The following is a 22780-nucleotide window of genomic DNA, read 5'->3' on the forward strand; positions in this document are numbered from 1 at the left end:
ACCCATTCCCCCCGATGGGTGCCGTCCTCTTTTAACCAGCGGCCGCGCGGTGGCGGCTTATCGATACGGTCACCGATCGCTGCTCTGACTCTCCACAGCATCCGTCGCGCACGCCGTTGTGCACAGGGCGAGTGAACACGGATGCTGTCGCACAACGAACTTCGTAGGCTCTGCCCATGGAGTCCTTCGTCGCCGAGCCGTCGTTCGCCCCAGCTGGCGACGCCGTGCGGTTGGAGCTCGCCAGCCGCTGCGGCGCCTTGGCGGCGTACCTGGCCTCGGCTGATGTGACGGATGTCGTGGTGAACGGCGCGTCGGGCCTCTGGTTCGACCGCGGCTCCGGCCTCGTTCGCGACCCGCTGTGGAATGTTCCGGAGGCTGAGCTGCGGCAGCTCGCCACGCGGCTCATTGCCCTCGGCGGCAGGCACGTCGACGAAGCCACGCCGTGCGTCGACGTGCGGCTTCCCGGCGGCATCCGGGTTCACGCCGTTCTTCCGCCCGTCTCGACGACCGGAACCCTGCTCTCGATCCGCGTGCCCCGTACAGGCCTTCTCGACCTCGGAGCCCTGCACAGGACGGGCATGCTCGGCGACGACGCCAGAATGCGGATGCTGCATCGCGCCGTCGCGCGGCGCACCAACGTGCTCATCACGGGTGCTGCCGGAAGCGGTAAGACGACCCTGCTCGCGGCGCTGCTCGGTGAGGCAGACCCCGCCGACCGCATCGTCGCGATCGAGGACGTCGCGGAGCTGCGCATCAACCATCCGCACGTCGTGTCCCTCGAATCCCGGCAGGCCAACCTCGAGGGCGCAGGACGGATCGGCCTCGAACAGCTGCTGCGCGAGGCGCTGCGCATGCGACCCGATCGTCTCGTGCTGGGGGAGTGCCGCGGCGCCGAGATTCGCGAACTGCTCGCAGCGCTCAACACCGGGCATGACGGCGGTGCGGGAACTCTGCACGCCAATTCGCTCGCCGATGTTCCCGCACGCCTCGAGGCGCTCGGGGCCCTCGCCGGAATGACGGCCGAGGCCGTCGGGCGACAATCGGTGAGTGCCATCGGGCTCGTTCTGCACCTGGAGCGAGACGGCGGCAGACGGCGTCTCGCGCAGGTGGGGCAGCTGGCGCTGACGAACGGGCGGCTCGACGTGATTGCCGAGGGCGCATGAGGCGTGCAGCATCCCGAATCTCCCGGCGGGCTCGCGCCGCACCGACAGTCGAGGGCGTCGCAGCGGTCGCCGAGCGCATCGCCGTGCTCATGACCGGGGGAGTCGCGCCGTCTCTCGCGTGGCAGTACCTCGACGAGTCTCTCGGCCGCCGCGATCCGGTGGCGCGCGTCGTGCACGCGGCTGCGACAGCAGACGATGTTCCCGCGGCACTCGTCAACGCCGGCGCTGAGTGGCGTGTGCTCTCCGCGACGCTCGCCGTCTCGTCGCGCTGCGGTGCTCCCGCCGCAACAGCACTGCGCACTCTCGCCGCAACACTCCGCGCGATCGGGCAGACGCAGCGCGATATTGCCGCGGCGCTCGCGGGACCGCGCTCGACATCGCGACTCGTGATGCTGCTGCCGGTCGTCGGTATCGGCTTCGGGATGCTGCTGGGCTTCGACACGTGGGCGGCACTCGGCACCGTTCCCGGCGCCATCTGCGGCGTGCTCGGCGTGCTGCTCATGCTCGGCGGCTGGAAGTGGAGTTCTGCGCTTGCCCGCCGGGCGCAGCCGCGCGACACAGCGCCGGGTCTCATCGTCGATCTCACCGCCATCGCGCTCTCGGGCGGTTCGTCTGTGCCCGGCGCGCGCGCCGTGATCGCAGACGTCGCCGACGACCTGGGGCTTCTCGACGGATCCGGTAGGGGCGAATCCGATGTCGACGAGGTTGTCGCTCTCGCACAGCGCGCCGGAGTTCCCGCGGCCGACCTGCTGCGCAGCGAGGCGGCGCGCATTCGACGCGACGCCGCCTCGAAGGCCGCCGACGACGCGGCGCGCCTCTCAACGCACCTCATGATCCCGCTGGGCGTCTGCGTGCTTCCCGCGTTCATGCTGCTCGGCGTCGCGCCCATGATGATCGGCATCGTCATGTCGACGAACCTCGGAATCTGACTGCCGTCTCTCAGCGACCGGCGCGGCCCGCGGCGGCGCGCGGCGAGCCATGCGGGGTCGTCGTCCACAGGGAGCCGATCGGCGCGTGGCCTCCACAGCATCCGGTTTCATTCGCCCGCACTCGCGCGGCTTCGCGCACACTGGATGTACTCGTGCCATCCGACCCCAGAGAGGGAAACGAAAGGATGCACATGCCACACTCCCCAACCGCCCGAGCCCTTGTCGACCGTCTGCGCGACGACGAAGGCGCGGCGACCGCCGAATACGCCATTGCCACGATGGCGGCCGTCGGCTTCGCTGGCCTGCTCGTCGTCATCATGAAGAGCGACGAGGTGAAGGGCATACTCACCGATCTGGTGCGTCGTGCGCTCACGGTCGACTGACAACGAGCACGGCAGTGTCACGGCGGAGCTCGCGGTGGTGATCCCCGCCGTGATGCTCGTGCTCGCGTTGTGCATGTGGGGCCTTCAGGTGACGGCTCTTCAGGTGCGGGTGACGGATGCCGCGGCCGACGCCGCGCGCACGCTCGCTCGCGGCGACAGCATGTCTGTCGCCCGGTCTCGCGTCACGACACTCGTCGGCGGCGCCCAGGTGACATCGGCGCCCTCGGGGGACTTCGTGTGCGCGACGGTGTCGGCGCGGGCTGCCGTGCTGCCGATCGACGTGTCTGCGAGAAGCTGCGCGCTCGCGGGAGGACTCTGATGCGCGGCATGACAGCGCCGTGCGAGGTGCGGCAGTCTTGCCGAAACGTCGCGGGTTCGATGCGTGTGTGGCGGAGCTGTTCGCGACGAGCGCATCGCCGCCTCGCGAACGAGCGCGGCGCAGCATCCGTTCTCGCCATCGCCCTGGTCGCGGCGACGCTCATCGCTGTCGGAATTCTCGCGCCGCTCTGCTCGGTCTACGCTGCCCGGCAGGCCGTCGCGGGCGCTGCGGATGCTGCAGCGCTCGCCGCAGCCGACACGGCGTCTGGGCTCGTGGCCGGGGTTCCGTGCGAGGCGGCGCGTCGTGCCGCTGACCTCAACGGCGCGGCGCTCGACGACTGTTCCGTGGAGGGACTTGTTGCGCTCGTGCGCGTGTCGACGACGGTGCTCGGTCTTCCGGTCGCGGCGTCGGCGCGAGCGGGCCCGCCTCAGCTGTAGTTCGTGGTGCGGTAACGGTAGCCAACGGCGGTCGGCTGGTCGGAGTCTTCGGTGTCGAACTCCGTATGCCCCGACTGCACGTAGAGATAGGCCTTGCCCTCGTCGACCGGAACCTCGATCGACGGCTTGGCGTCGCCGGAGGGCAAGAAGTCGATCGAGATCGTCTTCCCCTCAAGCGGGCCGTCCGTGAGCTTTGCGGTGTAGCTGCTGCCTGAGGTGTTGTTCATACCTTTATTGTGCGGGTCCCCGCGGAATGCGCAAGTGTCGCCGCAATGCGGAAACTGCGCCGGGGAACAGAAATGTGCGAAACTCTGTTCTCGGTACGTGAGCCGCGCAATCCATTGTTCGCATCGTGCCGATGTTCAGGCTCCGCACAGCAGGTCACAAGGTGAGGGCGCAGGCGGGGTGTGTATGGTGTGCACGACGAAAGGAGTCGGGTGTCAGGCACGAAGAAGCTGGTCATCGTTGAGTCGCCGACCAAGATGAAGTCCATCGCCGGGTATCTGGGCGACGGCTATGAAGTGCTGTCGTCGGTCGGGCACATTCGAGATCTCGCGGAGCCCAAAAAGCTGCCCGCCGAGGTGAAGAAGGGCTCCCTCGGCAAATTCGCCGTCGACATCGATAACGACTTCGAGCCGTACTACGTGGTGTCCGACACCAAGAAGAAGACGGTGGCCGAACTCAAGCGTGCGCTCAAGGATGCCGATGAGCTCCTGCTCGCCACCGATGAAGACCGCGAGGGCGAAGCCATCGCGTGGCACCTTCTTCAAGTGCTCAAGCCGAAGGTCCCGGTGAAGCGCATGGTGTTTCACGAGATCACGAAAGACGCCATCCTCGCAGCCAAAGACAACACTCGTGAGCTCAACGACTCGCTCGTCGACGCGCAGGAGACACGGCGTATTCTCGACCGTGTCTACGGATACGAGATCTCGCCCGTTCTATGGCGCAAGGTCGGCCCGGGTCTCTCGGCCGGTCGCGTGCAGTCGGCCGCGACGCGTCTGGTCGTGGATCGTGAGCGCGAGCGCCTCGCGTTCGTCGCAGCATCCTATTGGGACCTCACCGCCGAGGTGACGCCCGCAGACGCCGAGTCGAGCTTCGAAGCCAAGCTCGTGCGGCTCGACGGAACCCGCATCGCCACGGGACGGGACTTCGACGACAACGGCACGCTCACCGCGAAGGTGCGGCAGCTCGACGAGGCCTCGGCCACGGCTCTTGCCGCGAGCCTCAGCGCCGAGACGACGTCTGCGCGCATCTCGAACCTCGAGACCAAGCCGTACTCGCGTCGCCCGGCCGCGCCGTTCATCACATCGACGCTGCAGCAGGAGGCGGCGCGAAAGCTGCGCTTCTCCGCGAGGCAGACCATGAGCGTCGCGCAGTCGCTGTACGAGAACGGGTACATCACCTATATGCGCACCGACTCGGTGTCGCTGTCGAAGCAGGCGACGGATGCTGCTCGCGCGCAGGCCCGCTCGCTCTACGGTGACGACGCTGTGCCCGAGAAGCCTCGCCTCTACTCCGGAAAGTCGAAGAACGCGCAAGAGGCGCACGAGGCGATCCGTCCCTCCGGCGACACCTTCCGCACCCCGCAGCAGGTCAAGAACGCCCTGCACGGCAACGACTTCAAGCTGTACGAGCTGATCTGGAAGCGCACGGTCGCGAGCCAGATGGCCGACGCCAAGGGGCAGACGGCCACCGTGACGGTCGAGGCTGAACTGCAGGGCAGCGATGTCGCGAAGTCTGCTGAGCTGACAGCATCCGGCACCGTCATCACGTTCCGCGGATTCCTCGCCGCCTACGAAGAGGGCCAGGACGAGGTGCGCGGAGACCGCGACAAGAACGCGAAGCTGCCGCCCATGACCGAAGGCCAGGCTGCTGCGCTTGCCGACGTCGAGGCAAAAGGTCACGAGACGAGCCCTCCGCCCCGCTACACCGAGGCAAGCCTGACCAAGCGTCTCGAAGAGCTGGGCATCGGGCGTCCCTCGACGTACGCGCAGATTCTCTCGACGATCGTCGATCGCGGCTATGTCACGCAGCGCGGAACAGCGCTCGTGCCGAACTGGATCGCGTTCAGCGTTGTTCGCCTGCTCGAGGAGCACTTCAGCGACCTCGTCGAGTACGACTTCACCGCGGGCATGGAGGAAGATCTCGACCGCATCGCGGCGGGAGACGCCAGGCGCGCTGACTGGCTGAACGCCTTCTACTTCGGAAACGACAGGCATGCCGGGCTGCGGCACGTCGTCGACAACCTCGGCGAGATCGATGCCCGCGAGATCAACTCGGTGCGCATCGACGACCAGATCACGCTGCGCATCGGCAAGTACGGGCCGTATCTCGAGGTGATCGACGATGACGCGACACCGGATGCTGCCACGGGAGAGATCCCCGTGCGACGAGTGAACATTCCGCAGGATCTCGCTCCTGACGAGCTCACGCTCGCGAAGGCGCACGAGCTCAAGGACGCCCCGGTCGTGCACGATCGCGAACTCGGGCAGAACCCCGAGAACGGAAAGACGATCGTCGTGAAAGACGGCAGGTTCGGGCCGTACGTGACCGAGCTCGAGCCCGAGCCGGAGACGCCAGCTGAGGATGCTCCGAAGAAGAAGTCGGCCAAGAAGGCGCCGAAGCCGCGCACGGCATCGCTGTTCAAGTCGATGTCTCCCGAGACTGTTGACCTCGAGCAGGCGCTGCAGCTTCTCAGCCTGCCGCGCGTCGTGGGGGAGGACCCGGAATCGGGCGACCCGATCACCGCGCAGAACGGCCGCTTCGGACCGTATCTCAAGAAGGGAACGGATTCCCGGTCGCTGCAGAGCGAAGAGCAGATCTTCGACATCGACCTCGCGGGTGCCCTCGAGATTTTCGCGCAGCCGAAGTACGGCGGGCGTCGTGCCTCGAGTGCGCTGAAGGAGTTCGAGGAGGACCCCGAGAGCGGCAAGCCGGTGCGTGTGAAGGACGGCCGCTTCGGACCATACGTGACCGACGGTACGACGAACGTGACGATTCCCAAGGGTGAGGACCCGCAGGATATGACGTTCGAGCGCGCTGTGCAGATGCTTGCGGACAAGCGTGCGAAGGGGTCGGCGAAGCCGCGCAAGAAGGCGCCGGCCAAGAAGTCGACGGCGAAGAAGGCACCGGCCAAGAAGACGGCTGCGAAGACGTCGACGTCAGCGAAGAAGAGCACGACCTCGAGCGCCGAATGAGCGGACTGTTCATCACGCTCGAGGGCGGTGACGGCGTCGGCAAGTCGACGCAGGCGGCGCTGCTCGAGCAGTGGCTGAGCGGTCTCGGACGTACCGTCGTTCGAACGAGAGAACCGGGCGGCACGGAGGTCGGCGAGCAGATTCGAGAGATCGTGCTTCACCACCGCGGCGATATCGCGCCTCGGGCGGAAGCACTGCTGTATGCCGCCGACCGTGCGCACCACATCGCGACGAAGGTGCGTCCGGCGCTCGAGGCGGGGAACGTCGTGATTCAGGACCGCTACATCGATTCGTCGGTCGCCTACCAGGGCGCGGGGCGAGTTCTCTCGGGCGAGACGATCCGAGACCTCTCGATGTGGGCCGTCGAGGGGCTCCTGCCTGACCTCACAGTGCTGCTCGACCTCGATGAGACGAAGGCGCGGCAGCGACTTGATGCTGCCGAGAAGCGGTTCGATCGTCTTGAGGCCGAGAAGGCGGAGTTTCACGCTCGGGTTCGGGCGGCGTACCTCGAGCTTGCAGCATCCGACGACCGCTTTATCGTTGTCGATGCGGCGCGTGCCCCTGACGAGATCGCTGCGGACATTCGGGCGCGCGTGGAGGCGCTGCTCGGCTGACGTGCCCGCAGACGTCCGTCACCCACGGTTCCGTCGGCGGGCGCAGGTAGGCTGGTGACGTGAGCGCATGGGATGACATGACGGGCCAAGCGGGGGCCGTCGACGTACTGCGCTCCGCAGCATCCGCGTCGAGTTCGTCGATGACCCATGCCTGGCTCATCACGGGGCCTCCCGGCTCTGGGCGATCCAACATCGCATACGCTTTCGCCGCGGCGCTGCTGAGCGGCGACCCCGACGGAGACCAGCAGACCATCGCCCAGGTGGAGTCGCGCACGCACCCCGACTTGTCGATTCTGAGAACCGAGAACGTCTCGTACAAGATCGAAGAGGTGCGCGCCTTCGCGACGACGTCGTACTACTCGCCCTCCGTGGGCCGCTACCGCGTCATGGTCATCGAAGACGCCGACCGCATGACCGAGCGCACGTCGAACGTTCTGCTCAAGGCCCTCGAGGAGCCGCCCGAGCGCACGGTCTGGGTGCTCTGCGCGCCCAGCGACGCCGATATGCTTCCCACGATCCGCAGCCGCGTGCGCACACTGCGTCTGAGCCTGCCGACCGTCGACGACGTCGCCGCCCTGCTGCAGGTGCAGCTGGGGGTGGACGCCGTCACGGCAGAGCGCGCCGCGCGCCTTGCGCAGAGCCACATCGGCATGGCGAAGCGTCTCGCGACCGACGCTGATGCGCTTTCTCGACGCGAACGCACCCTGCGCACTGCCCTGGCTATGCGCACGGTCACCGACGCCGTGATGGCGGCGGCGGGCATGCTCGAGATCGCCGGAGACGACGCGAAAGCGTTCACAGCGGAGCGCGACGAGGCAGAACGCGAGAGCGTGCTTCGGTCGCTCGGCGTCGAACCGGGAAAGACCGTGCCGCCCGCGCTGCGAAGCCAGTTGAAGGCCCTTGAAGACGACCAGAAGCGGCGCGCCACTCGCAGTCTCCGCGACGGGATCGACCGCATTCTCGTCGACCTGTTGTCGCTGTACCGCGACATCACGATGGTGCAGCTCGGCCGTGACGCGGCGATCATCAACCGAGAGTTCACTGACGATCTGCGTCGTGCCGCAGAATCCACGGATCCGGCACGTACGCTTCACACGATGGATGCGATTCAGCTGGCCAGGCGACGCATCGCCGGCAACGTGGCTCCCGCGCTCGCCCTCGAGGCGGCGCTGGTAACCGCGATCCGCTGAAGGGGGAGGACCATGAGAAAGAACCGTGCTCGTCGACTTGCGGTCGTCGCGTTCGCCGCTGCGCTTGTCGTGCCATTGAGCGGATGCTTCACGGCGTTCATTCCCCCGAACGACGGCAGTTCGTCGTCGCCCACCTCCAAGCCGCAGCCCACGACGACGGGCACAACGGCCGATGAGTTCTACGCGCAAGACATCGAGTGGTCGACGGACGCGTGCCCGTCGAACTTCGAGTGCGCCACCGTACGTGCGCCGATGAACTGGGACGAACCCGAAGCCGGCGAAATCGAACTCGCGCTCATTCGCAGCAAGGCTCAGGGTGACGCCATCGGCTCACTACTGCTCAACCCCGGCGGTCCGGGAGGGTCAGGTTTCGATTTCGTCAAAGACAGCCTCGACTATGCCGTCGACGCCGACCTCAGAGAGAACTTCGACATCGTCGGCTTCGACCCCCGCGGCGTCGGACGATCGACGGCCGTGAAATGCTACGAGCCCGAGCAGATGGACGAGTATCTCTACGGGATTCCCGAGAACACCGACACGGGCAGTGAAGCCTGGATTGACGAGATGACCGAGAGCGCGACCGATTTCGGGCAGGCGTGTCTCGACAACACCGGGCCCATGCTCGAGTTCATCACGACGGTTCAAGCCGCGAAAGACCTCGATCTGCTGCGCGCCGTCCTCGGCGACGATGAGCTCTACTACCTCGGGTACTCGTACGGAACGTTCCTCGGGGCCACCTACGCAGAGCTGTTCCCCGACAACGTCGGTCGCCTCGTGCTCGACGGCGCGATCGACCCGTCGACGAGCAACTTCGAAGTGTCGAAGGCGCAGGCCAAAGGCTTCGAGGGGGCCCTCTCGGCGTTCCTCGAAGACTGCATCGACAACAACAGCGATTGCGCCTTCTCAGGCAGCGTCGACACCGCGCGTGACACGATCGTCGACCTCATCGACTCTGTCGGAGAGTCACCTCTCAAGGGGCCCGATGGCCGCATGCTCGGATCGAGCACGCTCATCACGGCCATCATTCTTCCCCTGTACTCGCCGGGCAACTGGGAGTACCTCAACCTCATGCTGAGTGACGTCATGAAGGGCGATGCCGCTAACGCGTTCTTCTTCGCCGACCAGTACAACGGGCGCAAAGATGACGGGACGTATGCCGACAACTCGACCGAGGCGTTCATGGCGTACAACTGCCGCGACTACACGTACAACGCCGATCCGGAGAAGATGCGGGACGAAGCCGAAGAGATCGAGAGCGTGGCGCCGGTCTTCGGTCCGTATATGGGGTACGGCGACATTGGCTGCGCCAACTGGCCGTTCACCGACGGGGCGGAGCGCACCGAGATCCACGCTTCCGGCGCCGACCCGATTCTCGTCGTCGGCACGACGGGCGACCCGGCCACTCCCTACGAATGGGCAGAGAACCTCGCCGAGCAGCTCGACTCCGGGCAGCTCGTCACCTACGAGGGCGAGGGGCACACGGCCTACAACAAGGGCTCCCAGTGCGTGAACGACGTCGTCGACGACTACCTCATTAACGGCACTGTTCCCGACGAAGACCCGATGTGCACGTAGCAGGCTCGGCCGGGGCGCTCTTCGTCCTGGCAGCATCCGTGCTCTGGGGCACCACGGGAACAGCGGCGACATTCGCGCCCGGGGTCGGCCCCCTCGCCATCGGCTCGTTCGCCATGGGGGTCGGCGGGATGCTGCAGGCGGCTGTCGCGGCACGGTCACTGGCCGCGCATGCCGCTGTGCTCTGGCGCATGCGATGGACCGTTGCCATCGGAGCCGTGGCCGTCGCCACGTACCCTCTCGCGTTTTACAGCTCGATGCGCCTCGCCGGCGTTGCCGTGGGAACCATTGTCTCGATCGGCTCAGCGCCCATCGCGTCGGCAGTGATCGAGCGCGTCGTCGACAAGACGCCACTGCGCTGGCGGTGGGGGATCGGCACCGCGATCGGGTGCGCCGGCGCCCTGCTGCTCTGTGTGACTCGTGGAGGATCGCCCGGAGATGCCCCGATGCTCGGCGTCGTGCTCGGCGTCGTGGCGGGAATCACCTACGCCGCGTATTCGTTCGCCGCCACACGTCTCATGCGAGGTGGCGCTGCTCGCGCCGCGGCGATGGGCTCGACGTTCGGTCTCGGCGGCGTGCTGCTGATCCCCGTGATGCTCGCGACGGGGGCACCGATTCTTGATTCGCCAGGCACCCTCGCGGTGTCGGCGTACATGGCCCTCATTCCGATGTTCGCGGGATATGTGCTGTTCGGCGCGGGGTTGTGGCGCGTCACGTCGAGCACGGCGACGACCCTGTCTCTCGCCGAGCCCGTCGTTGCCGCGATCCTCGCCGTGCTGATTGTCGGCGAGTCGCTGCCGGCGCTCGGCTGGGTGGGGATGGCGTTGATTGGCGTCAGCATCCTCGTGCTGGTGATGCCCGCCCGCGTTGCGCGATCCGCGGCGCACGATCTGGAGCGTGCGTGGTCATGAGCGCCCTCAAGAACGTGTAATATGGTTCGCTGTGCGCGCACGTTGATGGTGTGCCCACGCCGCCTTAGCTCAGTCGGCAGAGCGATTCACTCGTAATGAATAGGTCGTCGGTTCGATTCCGACAGGCGGCTCCGAAAAAGACCCCGGCGAACAGCACATGTTCGCCGGGGTCTTTCGCATGTCAGCCCACTGGTGGCGTCAGCGCGGCGACGGCCGCAGCGAGTGCGGCGCGCTCGTGAGATGACCGACGCGCTCGATACGATGGGGCGATGACGTCATCGCAGACATGGAATCCGACGGGCCAGCAGTTCACGCTCACCGGTGCACGCGACAGTCTTACGGTCACCGAGGTCGGCGCGACACTGCGCGAGCTTGTGCTCAACGGCACGCAGGTGCTCGAGACCTTCGCCGAAGATGCTCTGCCGCTCTCGGCGCAGGGCAATGTTCTCGTACCCTGGCCGAACCGGGTGCGCGACGGAAAGTGGACGCTTGACGGAACGACGCAGCAACTCGATATCACCGAACCGAAGTTCGGTAACGCGAGCCACGGCCTGCTGCGCACACAGCCGTATGCGCTCGTGGAGCAGGATGCTGCCAGCATCACGCTCGCTGCAGACATCCACCCGCAGCGCGGCTATCCGTTCAGCCTTGAAACCTCGATTCGCTACGCCCTCACGGGTGGCGGCCTCGAGGTGACGCACTCGATCGCGAATCGCGGCACGAGACGTGCGCCCGTCGGCATCGGCACCCACGGCTACTACCGCATCGGCGATGTCGACACCGACGACCTCACGGCGACGAGCACCGGAACGACCGTCATCGACGTCGATGATCGCATGAACCCGACCGGGGTTTCTGGCGTTCCACCCGAGAAAGATCTGCGGGCCGGGCGGGCGGTTCGAGAACTCAACGTCGACACCGCCTACACGGGACTTGCGCTGAACGAAGGCCGATACGAGCATTCGCTGACAGCATCCGACGGCCGAGCACTCACCGTGTGGGGTGACGAGCAGTTCGGCTACGTGCAGTTCTACACCTCGGATCGCATTCGGTCGGACGGCACGCGCTCGCTCGCCATCGAGCCCATGACCATGCCGGCGAACGCGTTCAACTCCGGCGAGGGCCTGCGCTGGATTGAACCGGGCGAGACGTGGACGGCGCGCTGGGGCGTCACGTTCTCGGGCTGAGCGCCCACTGCACATAAGCTGGGAGCCATGACGACACCGCACGCACTGCGCTGGGGCATTCTTGCGCCCGGGGGAATCGCCCGCACCTTCACGAAAGACCTGCAGCTGAACGGCTTCGCGGTTACCGCCGTCGGCTCGCGTTCGCTTGAGCGGTCGCGCGCATTCGCGGAGGAGTTCGGCATCGAGCGCGCGCACGGCAGCTATGAAGAACTCGTCGCAGACCCCGAGGTCGACGTCGTCTATGTCGCCTCGCCACACAGCCTGCACGCTGCACAGGCAACGCTCGCGCTCGAGGCCGGAAAGCACGTACTCGTCGAGAAGGCGTTCACCGTTACCGAAGACGAGGCACGTGCGCTCGTCGACCTGGCTGCCAAACGCGGGCTCGTCGTGCTCGAAGCGATGTGGACGCGCTACCTTCCGCACATGCGCCGTGTGCGGGAGATCATCGCCGACGCAACGCTGGGCGAGATCGTCGCGGTGACAGCCGATCACACGCAGAACATCACGGTCGGACCCGAGCATCGCATGATGGACCCGCACCTCGGCGGGGGAGCGCTGCTCGACCTCGGCATCTACCCCATCTCGTTCGTCGTCGACGTGCTCGGACTGCCCGATCGCCTCACGGCCACGGCGCAGCTCACAGATACGGGTGTCGACGCGCAGGTATCCGCCGTCTTCAGCTACAGCTCTGGCGCCATGGCGACGACGTTCAGCTCCCTGCGCGGGGCTGGCCCGAACCAGGCGAGCATCATCGGCACCGACGCGCGCATCGACATCGACCGCGTCTGGTACACAGCAACGTCGTTCAGAACCACGACGACCGCCGGCGACGTTCTCGAGGAGTTTACGAGCGAGGTGAACGGCAGGGGAATGCACTACCAGGCACTTGAACTCGAGCGTCTCGTCGCGGCGGGCGACCTCGCTGGCAGCATCCTCCCGCCCCGCGAATCCGCCGACATCATGGGCCTTCTCGACGAGGTGCGCCGTCAGATCGGCGTCGTCTATCCGAGCGAGTTCTGAGCCTCCACCCGCTAAAATCGAGCACGTGTCTCGCCCTGCTCGCACTTCGTCGCGTCGGCGCGCCTTCTGGGCCGTCGGCGCAATCGTCGGTGTGCTGCTGGCGGGAGGCTCCGTCACAGCAGGTGCGGTGCTCGAGAGCCCGTTCGCCGTTGCCGCGACACCCAGCGCCACGCCGACTCCGAGCGCAACCCCCGACCCTCGTGCGCTCGCGGAGGACCCGGTTCCGGCAAGTGGAATCCGAGAGTGCTCGGTCGCTGACGCGGCATCCGACCCGCTCCTGCACACGCTCCAGGCTCGCGTGGTCAATGCCGAAACAGGAGAGCTGCTCTACGACCGCAACTCCACGCATCCCGCGGCGACCGCGAGCAACCTCAAACTGATCACCGCCGCCGCGGCGCTCCAGACCTTTGGTCCCGACTACCGCATCTCGACGCCCGTCGTCGCCGGAGTCGAGGCCGGAACCGTCGTGCTCGTCGGTCAGGGCGATATGACGCTCACGCGGCTTCCAACGGGGCAAGAGTCGGTGTATCCGGGGGCTGCGCACCTTGACGCCCTGGCCGAGGCGACAAAGACAGCATGGGCGGATGCCGGTCACACCGAGCCCATCACCCGCATTCTGCTCGACAGCACGGCCTTCACCGGCGAGACCTGGCTGCCGAGCTGGGACACCAAGGGAATGCGCGAGGGCTACCAGTCGCACGTGACCGCGTTGCAGGTCGACGCTGATCGGCTCTACCCGGAATACGAGTACTCCGCCCGCGGAAGCGACCCTGTCACGCGTGCGGGCAACGCGTTCGCCTCGTACTTTCCGGGAGCTGCCGTCGAGACAGGCACCGCGCCCGCGGGCGGCACGCAGCTGGCGAGCGTCGAGTCCCCGCCCATGAGCGCGCTCGTCGAGTACATGCTGCTCTACAGCGACAACATGATCGCCGAGTCGCTTGCTCGGCTCGTCGCCATTGAGCAGGGAGCGGGCAGCTCGTTCGCTGCGCTCGCCGAGGGCATCCCGGCTGCGCTCGACCCCCTCGGCATTGATACGAGCGCGCTCACCATCGTCGACGGGTCGGGACTGAGCGCGCTGAACGCGGTGCCGAACAGCTACTTCACGAAACTGCTGCGTGGCATTCAGAGCGGTGACATCGACATGCCCTCCGTGCTGGCCGGCCTGCCCGTCGCAGGCGAGACCGGGACGCTCCGCTACGACAGCCGGTTCTCTGGCGATGCCGAGGCAGCAGCCGGTCACGTGCGGGCGAAGACGGGGTGGATCCAGACGGCGTATACGCTGTCGGGCGTGATCGATGCTGAAGACGGCACAACGCTCATCTTCTCGATCTACGCGCTCGGGGAGGAGCCGCTGCCGAACACGACGGCGCACGCGGTAGATATGCTGACCACAGCCTTCTATCGTTGCGGCAACGACCTATCGAATCTATGACCTGAGGTGGAGGACCTGTGACGCGCGCACTGCTGATCGTCGATGTTCAGAACGATTTCACGGAAGGTGGCGCGCTCGGCGTGTTCGGCGGCGCCGACGTGGCCCGCAACGTCACGCGGTGGCTGAACCTCGCGGCGAAGCGCTACGGTACCGTCGTTGCCTCGCGGGACTGGCACAACGCAGCCGATGACAATGGCGGCCACTTCGCGTCCGACGGCGATGCTCCTGATTACGTCTCGACGTGGCCCGTGCACTGCGTCGCTGACACGCCGGGAGCGGAGTATCACCCGGCGTTCGACACGGCCCGCGTCTCGACGCATGTTCGCAAGGGGCAGGGCGTTCCCGCGTACTCGGCGTTTGAAGGCACGACCGACGACGGCCGAACCCTGCTCGAGACTCTCAGCGAGGCGGGAGTCACAGAGATCGACGCCGTCGGGATCGCGACAGACCACTGCGTTCGGGCATCAGTTCTCGACGCCGTCGATGCGGGAATGCACGTCACGGTGCTGACCGACCTCATCGCGGGAGTCGCAGCGGAGTCAAGCGAGGCGGCCCTTGCAGAGATGGCGGTACACGGCGTCACGCTCGCCAAATCGAGTGAGGTCCCGACCGAGTAGCAGTCACTCGGTCGCAGCGTGACGATCGAGAAAGTCGTACACCTCGTTGTCGTCGACGCCGGGGAACCGACCCGAAGGAAGCGGCGCGAGCACCTGCGTGTGGAGTCGGGCGCTTGGCCATGACTTGTCGCGCCATTTGCCTGCGAGCTCGTCTGACGGGCGCTGACAGCACGACTCATCGGGGCAGCGCGACTCGGCCCTGCGGTGTGTTTCGCGGCCGCGGAACCACTTCGCCTCATCGAATGGGACGCCGACCGAGATCGAGTATTCACCAGCATCCGTGGTGCCCGTCTGCGTCGAGCACCAGAAGGTTCCCTCCGGGGTGTCGGTGAACTGGTACTGCTCTGTCGTGCGATTGCGTCGCGCGAACGCCGAGCGGGCGCTCCATTTGCGGCACACGCGCTGCCCCTCGATCGATCCCGTGACATCGCTCGGCAGCGGAATGCCGTCGTTCTCGTAGCCCTTCTGCAGCATCCCCTCGTCTGTCACGCGAAGGAAGTGCAGCCTCATGTCGAGCTGCGATGTCGCGAGGTTGGTCAAGCGCAGTCCGGCAGCCTCGTGGGTGACCCCGAAGGCATCGCGAAAGTCCTCGACGGCAAGATTTCGGTTCTTCTTCGCGTCGCGCAGAAAGGCCACGGCGCGGGTCTGCGGAATGAGGCAGCACGCGGCGAAGTAGTTGATCTCGAGACGCTGCTCAAGAAACTGCGCGTAGCTCGTGGGAACCGTGTGACCGAGAATCCGATGCGCCATCGCCTGCAGCGCCATCGACCGCAGCCCGTGGCCACCGGGAATGGATGCTGGTGGCAGATAGATGCGCCCGTTCTCGAGATCCGTGATCGAACGCGCGGAATTGGGAAGATCGTTGACGTAGAGCAGCTCGAATCCCAGCTGCTCGGCCATGATGCCGACGGTGCGGTGCGTGAGTGCACCGGTCGCATGCCCGGCGGCCGTGACGCGCTCCTCGGCAACCTTCTCGATCTCGGGGAGGTAGTTGTCGCGCGCACGCATGCGCGCACGCAGTTCGGTATTCGCTCGCCGCGCTTCTTCTGGCGTCGCAATGGCCTCGCTCGCACGGCGCTGCAGCTCACGGTGCATGCCCACGAGCGATTCAAGCGTCTCGTCACTCATGCCCCGATTGGGCTTCACGGCAGGGAGGCCGAGCGTCGAATACAGCGGGCCGGCCTGGGCCTCGAGCAGCTCGAGTTCCAGCGCCGCACGATGCGAAGGCGGCTCGCGCGTGAGCAGGTCGGTCAGCGGCACGTGCACGGCGTCAGCTATGGCGGTGAGCAAGGACAGCTTGGGCTCGCGCTTGCCGTTCTCGATGAGCGAGAGCTGACTGCCCGTGACGTTGACCGCTGCGCCCAACGCATCGAGGGTGAGTCCGGCCCTGGTTCGGAAATGGCGCACGCGGTGCCCGAGGGTTGCCAGATCGCTCGACGTCGTCATGATTCAACAATAACGTAAAAATTGTACTTCTTGACAGCAGAAGGAGCGGTTCAGCAGGCAAACCATGCCGCAAAGTGGAGATAGACACGATCTTGACACCGCTCGGAGGTACGAATGTCACTCGCAGAACTCATCGGACAACGAATCAGCGAGAACGAGTCATATGGGAACGACGCCGTTCCCTCCACTGACCAGCGTGATCTTCCGAGAGGCCTCGATGAGCTGCGCGCCTGGGTCGACGAGATTGCGGAGCTGACTCAGCCCGACGACGTTGTCTGGTGCGACGGCTCGCGCGCGGAATTCGACCGCTTGACCAAGCAGCTGGTGAGCGAAGGAAAACTCATCAAGCTGAATCCAGAGTGGAGACCGAACAGCTACTTGGCGCGCTCGACGCCCTCAGACGTGGCCCGTGTTGAGGCGCGCACATTCATCGCCAGCGAAAGTGAAGAGGATGCTGGTCCGACCAACAACTGGGCAGAGCCGGCAGAGATGCGCGAGACGCTGAACCGGGTATTCACGGGCAGCATGCGCGGACGCACGATGTACGTCGTTCCGTTCTCAATGGGGCCTGTCGGTGGACCGCTCTCGCAACTCGGCGTTCAGATCACCGACTCCGCGTACGCTGTGGTCTCGATGGGCATCATGACGCGCATGGGCGACGAGGTGCTGGAACTCATCGCCGATGGTGCATCGTGGATCAGAGCGCACCACTCCGTCGGTGCGCCGCTCGAGACAGGCAAGCCGGACGTCACATGGCCGTGCAATGACGAGAAGTACATCGTTCAGTTCCCCGAGAGCCGTGAGATCTGGTCGTACGGCTCCGGATACGGAGGCAACGCCCTGCTCGGCAAGAAGTGCTTCGCGCTCAGGATCGCGAGTGTCATGGCACGCGACGAAGGCTGGCTCGCCGAGCACATGCTGCTGATTCGCGTGACAGATCCGAACGGCCGCGCGTACCACGTTGCCGCCGCATTCCCATCGGCGTGCGGCAAAACCAACCTCGCGATGCTGCGGCCGACTATTCCCGGGTGGAAGGTCGAGACCATCGGCGACGACATCGCATGGCTGCGGCCGGGCGACGACGGGCGACTGTGGGCCATCAACCCCGAGGCCGGCTTCTTCGGTGTCGCTCCGGGCACGGGCGAGTCGACGAACGTCACAGCCGTCGAGACGCTCTGGGGCAACACGATCTTCACGAATGTCGCGTTGCGCGACGATGGCGACGTGTGGTGGGAAGGGCTCACCGACACTCCGCCTGACCACCTCATCGACTGGGAGGGCAACGACTGGACGCCGGATTCGGAACGCCCTGCTGCGCACCCGAACTCGCGATTCACGGTCGCGGCGGCGCAGTGCCCCCAGATGGCGCCGGACTGGGAGGCCGACGGCGGGGTTCCCATCGACGCCATTCTGTTCGGGGGACGACGCGCGACGAACGTCCCGCTTGTGGTTGAAGCTTCTGACTGGAGCCACGGAGTCTTCATGGGTGCCACGATTTCGAGCGAGCGCACGGCCGCTGCCGAGGGCACGGTCGGCGAGCTCCGTCGCGACCCGTTTGCAATGCGTCCGTTCTGCGGCTACAACATGGCCGATCACTGGGCGCACTGGCTGTCGATCGGCAACAAGCTGCGGTTCGATCGTGCACCGCGCATCTACCAGGTCAACTGGTTCCGCAAGGGAGACGATGGGCGCTTCCTGTGGCCCGGATTCGGCGAGAACGCGCGTGTGCTCGAGTGGATTGCCGGGCGCCTCTCCGGCACCGTTTCTGCGGAGACGACCCCGATCGGGCGCCTGCCGAAGGTTGATGACCTCAACCTGCACGGGATCGATGTGCCGCAGGAGGATCTCGAGGAGCTGTTCTCGCTCAACCGCGAGGGCTGGCTCGAAGAAGCAGAACTCACCGAGGAGTTTTTCGACACGTTCGGGACGAAGGTGCCTGCGGCGCTGAGGACCGAGCTCGCGGCGCTTCGGTACCGACTCACGAAGGAGTGATCAAGCCACCGCGGCGCGTGCGGGGGACACAGTGCGCGCGCCGCGGTCACCCTCGCCAGCGGCGAGGAGGTGGGCCGGAATAGCGCCTTGGCCGGACGGTTCCGGATCACCTCCTCGCTCCTGGAGCGGGTGACGACGGGCGGCGCATGCCAGTGGGGCGTGCATGTGCCGCCCGTTTTGCTGTGCCGCGTCGGGCGCCTCTGCGAGACTTGAGGACATGCAGAACGAAGATGCGGCCTCGCGCCTCGATGACTGGCTCGAGTTGCTTGACGAGGACGACGTTCGGGCGCTGCTCAGGCAGGCGAGCAACCACGTGCCCCAAGTGCGCGACTGGCTCGAAATTCAGAGGGCGGCATCGTCCGACAGTCCGAACGAATTGCTCGGCATGATCAACGAGACGCTGAAACCCGGGCGCCGCTTTTACGACTACTGGCAAGCCAACCGATACGCCGAAGAAGGCGCCGACGTCGTGGATCTTCTCGAAACCAAAGCGCAAGCAGGCTCACCCGATCTTGTCCCCGTCATCGAGCGCGCGATCACGCTGGCGACTCGCGCAATACTCAAGTCGGACGATTCCTCCGGGCTCCAGGGCGACCAAATTCGTACGCTGCTCGACGCGCATGCCACGGCTGTTCGTACGGCGACTCCGCCGTTGACGCAAGCACAGCAATCAAAGCTCGTGAAATGGATCGTGAAGTATCGCTATGGCGGGACGCAGGATTTCTTCGATCCCGACATCGTCGCCTATGCACCAGGACTCAGCGAGAAGAGCATCTCTGCATATCGTGCTGCCATCGCGGACGCCGACCTCGGCCCGTACAGCACCTACCCCCTCGAGCGGCTTGCCGTGCTGGACCGCGATCGCGACGCCATCCTGGCCGCGCACGGAGGGGAACCGTCGAACCCGATGGTCGCGGAGCGTCTTGTCGATGACTTTGTCGAGGCGGAGCTGTGGGACGACGCGCTGCATTATGCCCGCATCGGGGTAGAACTCGACTCGCGCGGGTGGAATCAGAAGCTCGTGAATCTGCTCGTCGAGCGCGCCGATGCTCAGGGTGATCAGGACGAGGCGCTGAGACTTCGTCGCTCCTGGTTCACGCGATTCCCCGGAGGCGCATCGTTCGCGAGCCTTCGTGCGACAGCTGAGTGCTGGGGTGCGTGGCAACAGGAGCGCGTCGCGGCCGAAGAGATGCTTGCCGCACGAAGCCCCCATGCCTACGTGCGTTACCTTCTCGACGAGGGGCGCAGCGACGACGCCTGGACGTTTGCGATGCAGAATCGTGAGGCTCTGGTGGACGCTGGTTTATGGCAGCGGCTCTGCACGGAGCGAGCGCGCACGCGCCCGGCCGATACGCTTCCGATCTACCGGCAGATCGTTCTCGATACTCTCGAGGTGACAGACAAGCGCAACTACCGCGCGGCCGCGAAAACGCTCACGACGATGCGAAAGGTCGCGCATTCTGCCGGCGCCGCCGACGATTTCGCTGAGTTTCTCGCGAGGGTGATCGACGAGAACCGGCGCCGCCCGACGTGCATCGCCGCGTTCAAGCGTGCCGGGCTGATTCCCACCTCGTAGAAGGTGTCAGTCAGAAGAGAGGTGGTGGATGCTGACAGCATCCACCACCCCTCTCACCATGCTGTGAGGCTTAGAGCGTATTGCCGAGCTTGAAGCCCTTCTCGTCATCGCCCTTGCGCGTGTAAGAGAAGCCGTCGGCGCCGATCGTGACGGCCATCTCGCTTTTCTCTTCGCGCTCGTGCACCTGCTGCGGGTTGCCGTCGAGATCGAGCACCAGAGAGGCATCCGTGTACCAGCTCGGCACCACGGGGTTGCCCCACCAGTCACGGCGCTGGTTGTCGTGCACGTCCCACGTCACGCGCGGGTTGTCGGGGTCGCCCGTGTAGTAGTCCTGCGTGTAGATCTCGACGCGGTGGCCGTCGGGGTCGCGCAGGTAGAGGTAGAACGCATTCGAGACGCCGTGACGCCCGGGACCGCGCTCGATCGCGTCTGACATGCGCAGCGCACCGAGTTTGTCGCAGATCGCGATGATGTTGTGCTTCTCGTGCGTCGCGAACGCCACGTGGTGCATGCGGGGCCCTGCCCCGCCGGTCATCGCCGTGTCGTGCACGGTCGGCTTACGCCGCATCCACGCCGCGTATGTCGTTCCTTCGTCGTCTTGAATGTCTTCGGTGACGCGGAAACCGAGGTCTTCCATGTACTTCACCGCGCGCGGGACATCGGGCGTCACCTGGTTGAAGTGATCGATGCGCACGAGCGCTCCCGGCGAGTACAGGTCGTAGCGCCAGGCGAGGCGCTCGACGTGCTCAACGTCGTAGAAGAACTCGTACGGAAAGCCGAGCGGGTCCTCGACGCGCACCGAGTCGCCGATGCCCTTCGTGAATCCCTCGGAGCGACGTTCGACGCGGCACCCGAGTTCTGTGTAGAACGCGACGGCCCGGTCGAGGTCTTCGGGCGAGCGCACACGGTACGAGAACGCTGCCACGGCAGCCGTGTCGCCCTTGCGCAGAACGAGGTTGTGATGAATGAACTCTTCGAGGCTGCGCAGGTAGACCGTGTTCTCATCTTCCTCGGTGACGACGAGCCCGAGCACGTCGACGTAGAAGTTGCGGCTCACCTCGAGATCGGTGACCACGAGCTCCATGTAGGCACAGCGCAGCACATCCGGAGCCGGGGCCTTCGGCGTCGGGATCGGGTCGGCTGGTGCGGGGACGGGGTCGCCCTGGGTGACGACGGGTTCGGGGGCGTCGGAGGTCACGACGGGTTCCTTTGACATGTCAGCTTCCTTGCGTGAGAGAGGGGGTGATGAGGGACGCCGCCGGGTTTCAGTACCCGACCGACTTCGCCGCTGCGGCACCGAACCGGGCCGTGTGCACGTCGCCGAGCGTGATGTGCACGGCCTGCTGGTCGGTGTAGAAGTCGATGGAACGGTAGCCGCCCTCGTGGCCGAGGCCCGAGGCCTTGACGCCGCCGAAGGGCGTGCGCAGGTCTCGGACGTTGTGCGAGTTGAGCCACACCATTCCCGCGTTGATCGATTGCGAGAACCTGTGAGCGCGCGTGAGGTTCTGCGTCCAGACATATGCGGCAAGGCCATAGCGCACGCTGTTCGCGAGTTCGAGCGCTTCATCGTCTGAGTCGAACGGCGTGATCGCGACGACCGGACCGAAGATCTCCTCTTGGAAGACGCGCGCATCGGGCTTCACATCGGCGAAGACGGTGGGCGCGACGTAGTTGCCGTGCTCGAGTCCCTCGGGACGCCCGCCACCAGCGAGCAGCCGGCCTTCGGACTTGCCGATCTCGACGTAGCTCATCACCTTGTCGAAGTGCTCGGGGTGCACGAGCGCGCCCACCTCGGTCTTGGGGTCGTGCGGGTCTCCGACCACGATGTTCTGTGCGCGCGCCGCGTAGCGCTCGCAGAACTCATCGTAAATTGCGCGCTCGACGAGGATGCGGCTGCCCGCTGTGCAGCGCTCGCCATTCAGCGAGAACACACCGAAGAGCGTCGAGTCGATCGCGGCATCCAGATCGGCATCGGCGAAGACGACGGCGGGCGACTTGCCGCCGAGTTCCATCGACATGCCCTTGAGATGAGGGGCGCAGTTGGCGAAGATGATCTCGCCTGTCTTGCTCTCGCCCGTGAACGAGATGAGGGGAACGTCTGGGTGCTTGACGAGTGCATCTCCCGCATCCTCCCCGAACCCGTTGACGAGGTTGAACACGCCCGTGGGAAGCCCTGCCTCCTCGAAGATACCGGCCCAGAGACTCGCCGAGAGCGGGGTGAACTCAGCCGGCTTCAACACGACCGTGCACCCAGACGCGAGAGCGGGAGCAAGCTTCCAGCTCTCGAGCATGAAGGGCGTGTTCCACGGCGTGATCAGGCCTGCGACACCCTTGGGCTTGCGGTTGACGTAGTTGATCTGGCGACCGGGAACCTTGTAGGCGTCGTCGGCCTGGGCGACGATGAGGTCGGCGAAGAAGCGGAAGTTCTCGGCGGCGCGCTGCGCCTGACCGAGAGCCTGCGTGATCGGCAGGCCGGAGTCGAAGCTCTCGAGCTCCGCGAGACGCGCGTCTTGCGCTTCGACAGCATCCGCAATCTTGTTCAGCACTCGAGCACGCGCCCGGGGGAGCATGCGCGGCCACGGTCCATTGTCGAACGCCTCTTTCGCGGCGGCGACGGCGCGATCGATGTCTTCTTTCTTTCCGGATGCTGCGGCGACGTAGTTCTCGTTCGTCACCGGGTTGAGAACATCAAACGTCTCGCCCGACAGACTGTCGACGAACTCGCCGCCGATGTAGTGCTTGATGCCCGACGGCAGATTCTCCGGAACATGGTGAGCCATGGTCGTGCCTCCTTC

The 22780-nt window shown here is 65.8% G+C and carries 20 protein-coding genes and 1 tRNA gene; 17 read left to right on the forward strand and 4 right to left on the reverse strand.

All coding sequences use genetic code 11. The features are described 5' to 3' along the window. The first annotated feature begins 176 nt into the window (after positions 1-176). The 5 genes from ATJ78_RS08265 to ATJ78_RS08285 all read left to right on the forward strand — a co-directional run bounded on the left by ATJ78_RS08265 (position 177) and on the right by ATJ78_RS08285 (position 3231). Positions 177-1163 (forward strand): TadA family conjugal transfer-associated ATPase, encoded by a 987-nt coding sequence (locus tag ATJ78_RS08265; RefSeq protein WP_098407160.1) that lies wholly within the window; start codon positions 177-179, stop codon positions 1161-1163. Continuing rightward, entirely contained in the window at positions 1160-2092 is a 933-nt protein-coding gene (locus ATJ78_RS08270) for a hypothetical protein (protein WP_098407161.1), read from the forward strand. Before ATJ78_RS08265 ends, ATJ78_RS08270 begins: the two co-directional genes overlap by 4 nt. A gap of 191 nt (positions 2093-2283) precedes the next feature. Beyond that, positions 2284-2475, forward strand: a complete 192-nt coding sequence (locus tag ATJ78_RS08275; protein ID WP_245836253.1) for a DUF4244 domain-containing protein — start codon at positions 2284-2286, stop codon at positions 2473-2475. Beyond that, a complete protein-coding gene (locus ATJ78_RS08280; RefSeq protein WP_245836254.1) occupies positions 2456-2794 on the forward strand; it encodes a TadE family type IV pilus minor pilin in 339 nt (112 codons plus the stop codon). Before ATJ78_RS08275 ends, ATJ78_RS08280 begins: the two co-directional genes overlap by 20 nt. Positions 2795-2853: 59 nt before the next feature. Then, positions 2854-3231 carry an Rv3654c family TadE-like protein gene (locus ATJ78_RS08285; RefSeq protein ID WP_098409286.1) on the forward strand — a complete coding sequence of 126 codons (378 nt, stop codon included), beginning with the start codon at positions 2854-2856 and terminating at the stop codon, positions 3229-3231. On the opposite strand, the gene ATJ78_RS08290 is transcribed toward ATJ78_RS08285, so the two are convergent. After that, entirely contained in the window at positions 3222-3458 is a 237-nt protein-coding gene (locus tag ATJ78_RS08290) for a hypothetical protein (protein WP_098407163.1), read from the reverse strand. The genes ATJ78_RS08285 and ATJ78_RS08290 overlap by 10 nt on opposite strands. Before the next feature lie 210 nt (positions 3459-3668). Here ATJ78_RS08290 and topA point away from each other — a divergent pair, with 210 nt between their 5' ends. From topA to ATJ78_RS08340, 10 genes are all read left to right on the forward strand, one after another. Continuing rightward, positions 3669-6428: a type I DNA topoisomerase gene (gene topA / locus ATJ78_RS08295; RefSeq protein ID WP_098407164.1), complete on the forward strand. Its 2760-nt coding sequence runs from the start codon at positions 3669-3671 to the stop codon at positions 6426-6428. Next, positions 6425-7042: a dTMP kinase gene (gene tmk / locus ATJ78_RS08300; protein WP_098407165.1), complete on the forward strand. Its 618-nt coding sequence runs from the start codon at positions 6425-6427 to the stop codon at positions 7040-7042. The genes topA and tmk overlap by 4 nt, the downstream gene beginning before the upstream one ends. Before the next feature lie 59 nt (positions 7043-7101). Continuing rightward, complete coding sequence (locus ATJ78_RS08305; protein ID WP_098407166.1) at positions 7102-8232, forward strand: DNA polymerase III subunit delta'; 1131 nt, start codon at positions 7102-7104, stop codon at positions 8230-8232. Positions 8233-8244: 12 nt separating this feature from the next. Next, on the forward strand, positions 8245-9807 hold the full coding sequence (locus ATJ78_RS08310; protein WP_098407167.1) for an alpha/beta hydrolase: 1563 nt from the start codon (positions 8245-8247) through the stop codon (positions 9805-9807). Continuing rightward, positions 9798-10715 (forward strand): DMT family transporter, encoded by a 918-nt coding sequence (locus ATJ78_RS08315; protein WP_098407168.1) that lies wholly within the window; start codon positions 9798-9800, stop codon positions 10713-10715. The genes ATJ78_RS08310 and ATJ78_RS08315 overlap by 10 nt, the downstream gene beginning before the upstream one ends. Positions 10716-10773: 58 nt before the next feature. Next, a tRNA-Thr gene (locus ATJ78_RS08320) sits at positions 10774-10846 on the forward strand. A 138-nt stretch (positions 10847-10984) separates the two neighbouring features. Next, the gene (locus ATJ78_RS08325; protein ID WP_098407169.1) at positions 10985-11902 is read left to right on the forward strand and encodes an aldose 1-epimerase family protein; all 918 of its coding nucleotides are present in this window, start codon (positions 10985-10987) and stop codon (positions 11900-11902) included. A 27-nt stretch (positions 11903-11929) separates the two neighbouring features. Beyond that, the gene (locus ATJ78_RS08330) at positions 11930-12922 is read left to right on the forward strand and encodes a Gfo/Idh/MocA family protein (RefSeq protein WP_098407170.1); all 993 of its coding nucleotides are present in this window, start codon (positions 11930-11932) and stop codon (positions 12920-12922) included. Positions 12923-12947: 25 nt separating this feature from the next. After that, positions 12948-14354: a D-alanyl-D-alanine carboxypeptidase/D-alanyl-D-alanine endopeptidase gene (dacB, locus tag ATJ78_RS08335; protein ID WP_169923429.1), complete on the forward strand. Its 1407-nt coding sequence runs from the start codon at positions 12948-12950 to the stop codon at positions 14352-14354. 17 nt (positions 14355-14371) lie between these two features. Next, on the forward strand, positions 14372-14971 hold the full coding sequence (locus ATJ78_RS08340; protein WP_098407172.1) for an isochorismatase family protein: 600 nt from the start codon (positions 14372-14374) through the stop codon (positions 14969-14971). A gap of 3 nt (positions 14972-14974) precedes the next feature. Here ATJ78_RS08340 and ATJ78_RS08345 read toward each other — a convergent pair whose 3' ends face one another. Next, a complete protein-coding gene (locus tag ATJ78_RS08345; protein WP_098407173.1) occupies positions 14975-16417 on the reverse strand; it encodes a helix-turn-helix domain-containing protein in 1443 nt (480 codons plus the stop codon). A gap of 114 nt (positions 16418-16531) precedes the next feature. Here ATJ78_RS08345 and ATJ78_RS08350 point away from each other — a divergent pair, with 114 nt between their 5' ends. Further along, positions 16532-18409 (forward strand): phosphoenolpyruvate carboxykinase (GTP), encoded by a 1878-nt coding sequence (locus ATJ78_RS08350; RefSeq protein WP_098407174.1) that lies wholly within the window; start codon positions 16532-16534, stop codon positions 18407-18409. Between the two features lie 217 nt (positions 18410-18626). Further along, positions 18627-19985, forward strand: coding sequence for a hypothetical protein (locus ATJ78_RS08355; RefSeq protein WP_098407175.1), 1359 nt, complete (start codon positions 18627-18629; stop codon positions 19983-19985). Positions 19986-20055: 70 nt separating this feature from the next. Here ATJ78_RS08355 and hpaD read toward each other — a convergent pair whose 3' ends face one another. Then, positions 20056-21201 carry a 3,4-dihydroxyphenylacetate 2,3-dioxygenase gene (hpaD, locus tag ATJ78_RS08360; protein WP_098407176.1) on the reverse strand — a complete coding sequence of 382 codons (1146 nt, stop codon included), beginning with the start codon at positions 21199-21201 and terminating at the stop codon, positions 20056-20058. 49 nt (positions 21202-21250) lie between these two features. Beyond that, positions 21251-22765, reverse strand: coding sequence for a 5-carboxymethyl-2-hydroxymuconate semialdehyde dehydrogenase (gene hpaE / locus ATJ78_RS08365; RefSeq protein WP_098407177.1), 1515 nt, complete (start codon positions 22763-22765; stop codon positions 21251-21253). Between the last annotated feature and the right edge of the window lie 15 nt (positions 22766-22780).

Origin of the sequence: Paramicrobacterium agarici (assembly GCF_002563955.1) — a bacterium.
Classification (GTDB): domain Bacteria; phylum Actinomycetota; class Actinomycetes; order Actinomycetales; family Microbacteriaceae; genus Paramicrobacterium; species Paramicrobacterium agarici.

What these genes read in the sequence shown, in the direction of transcription:
- hpaD (WP_098407176.1), bottom strand. Translation starts at nt 21,201, where the DNA reads ATGTCAAAGGAACCCGTCGTGACCTCCGACGCCCCCGAACCCGTCGTC.
- ATJ78_RS08350 (WP_098407174.1), top strand. Translation starts at nt 16,532, where the DNA reads ATGTCACTCGCAGAACTCATCGGACAACGAATCAGCGAGAACGAGTCA.
- ATJ78_RS08325 (WP_098407169.1), top strand. Translation starts at nt 10,985, where the DNA reads ATGACGTCATCGCAGACATGGAATCCGACGGGCCAGCAGTTCACGCTC.
- ATJ78_RS08265 (WP_098407160.1), top strand. Translation starts at nt 177, where the DNA reads ATGGAGTCCTTCGTCGCCGAGCCGTCGTTCGCCCCAGCTGGCGACGCC.
- ATJ78_RS08310 (WP_098407167.1), top strand. Translation starts at nt 8,245, where the DNA reads ATGAGAAAGAACCGTGCTCGTCGACTTGCGGTCGTCGCGTTCGCCGCT.
- tmk (WP_098407165.1), top strand. Translation starts at nt 6,425, where the DNA reads ATGAGCGGACTGTTCATCACGCTCGAGGGCGGTGACGGCGTCGGCAAG.
- hpaE (WP_098407177.1), bottom strand. Translation starts at nt 22,765, where the DNA reads ATGGCTCACCATGTTCCGGAGAATCTGCCGTCGGGCATCAAGCACTAC.
- ATJ78_RS08330 (WP_098407170.1), top strand. Translation starts at nt 11,930, where the DNA reads ATGACGACACCGCACGCACTGCGCTGGGGCATTCTTGCGCCCGGGGGA.
- ATJ78_RS08355 (WP_098407175.1), top strand. Translation starts at nt 18,627, where the DNA reads ATGCAGAACGAAGATGCGGCCTCGCGCCTCGATGACTGGCTCGAGTTG.
- ATJ78_RS08285 (WP_098409286.1), top strand. Translation starts at nt 2,854, where the DNA reads ATGCGTGTGTGGCGGAGCTGTTCGCGACGAGCGCATCGCCGCCTCGCG.
- ATJ78_RS08290 (WP_098407163.1), bottom strand. Translation starts at nt 3,458, where the DNA reads ATGAACAACACCTCAGGCAGCAGCTACACCGCAAAGCTCACGGACGGC.
- ATJ78_RS08345 (WP_098407173.1), bottom strand. Translation starts at nt 16,417, where the DNA reads ATGACGACGTCGAGCGATCTGGCAACCCTCGGGCACCGCGTGCGCCAT.
- ATJ78_RS08275 (WP_245836253.1), top strand. Translation starts at nt 2,284, where the DNA reads ATGCCACACTCCCCAACCGCCCGAGCCCTTGTCGACCGTCTGCGCGAC.
- ATJ78_RS08270 (WP_098407161.1), top strand. Translation starts at nt 1,160, where the DNA reads ATGAGGCGTGCAGCATCCCGAATCTCCCGGCGGGCTCGCGCCGCACCG.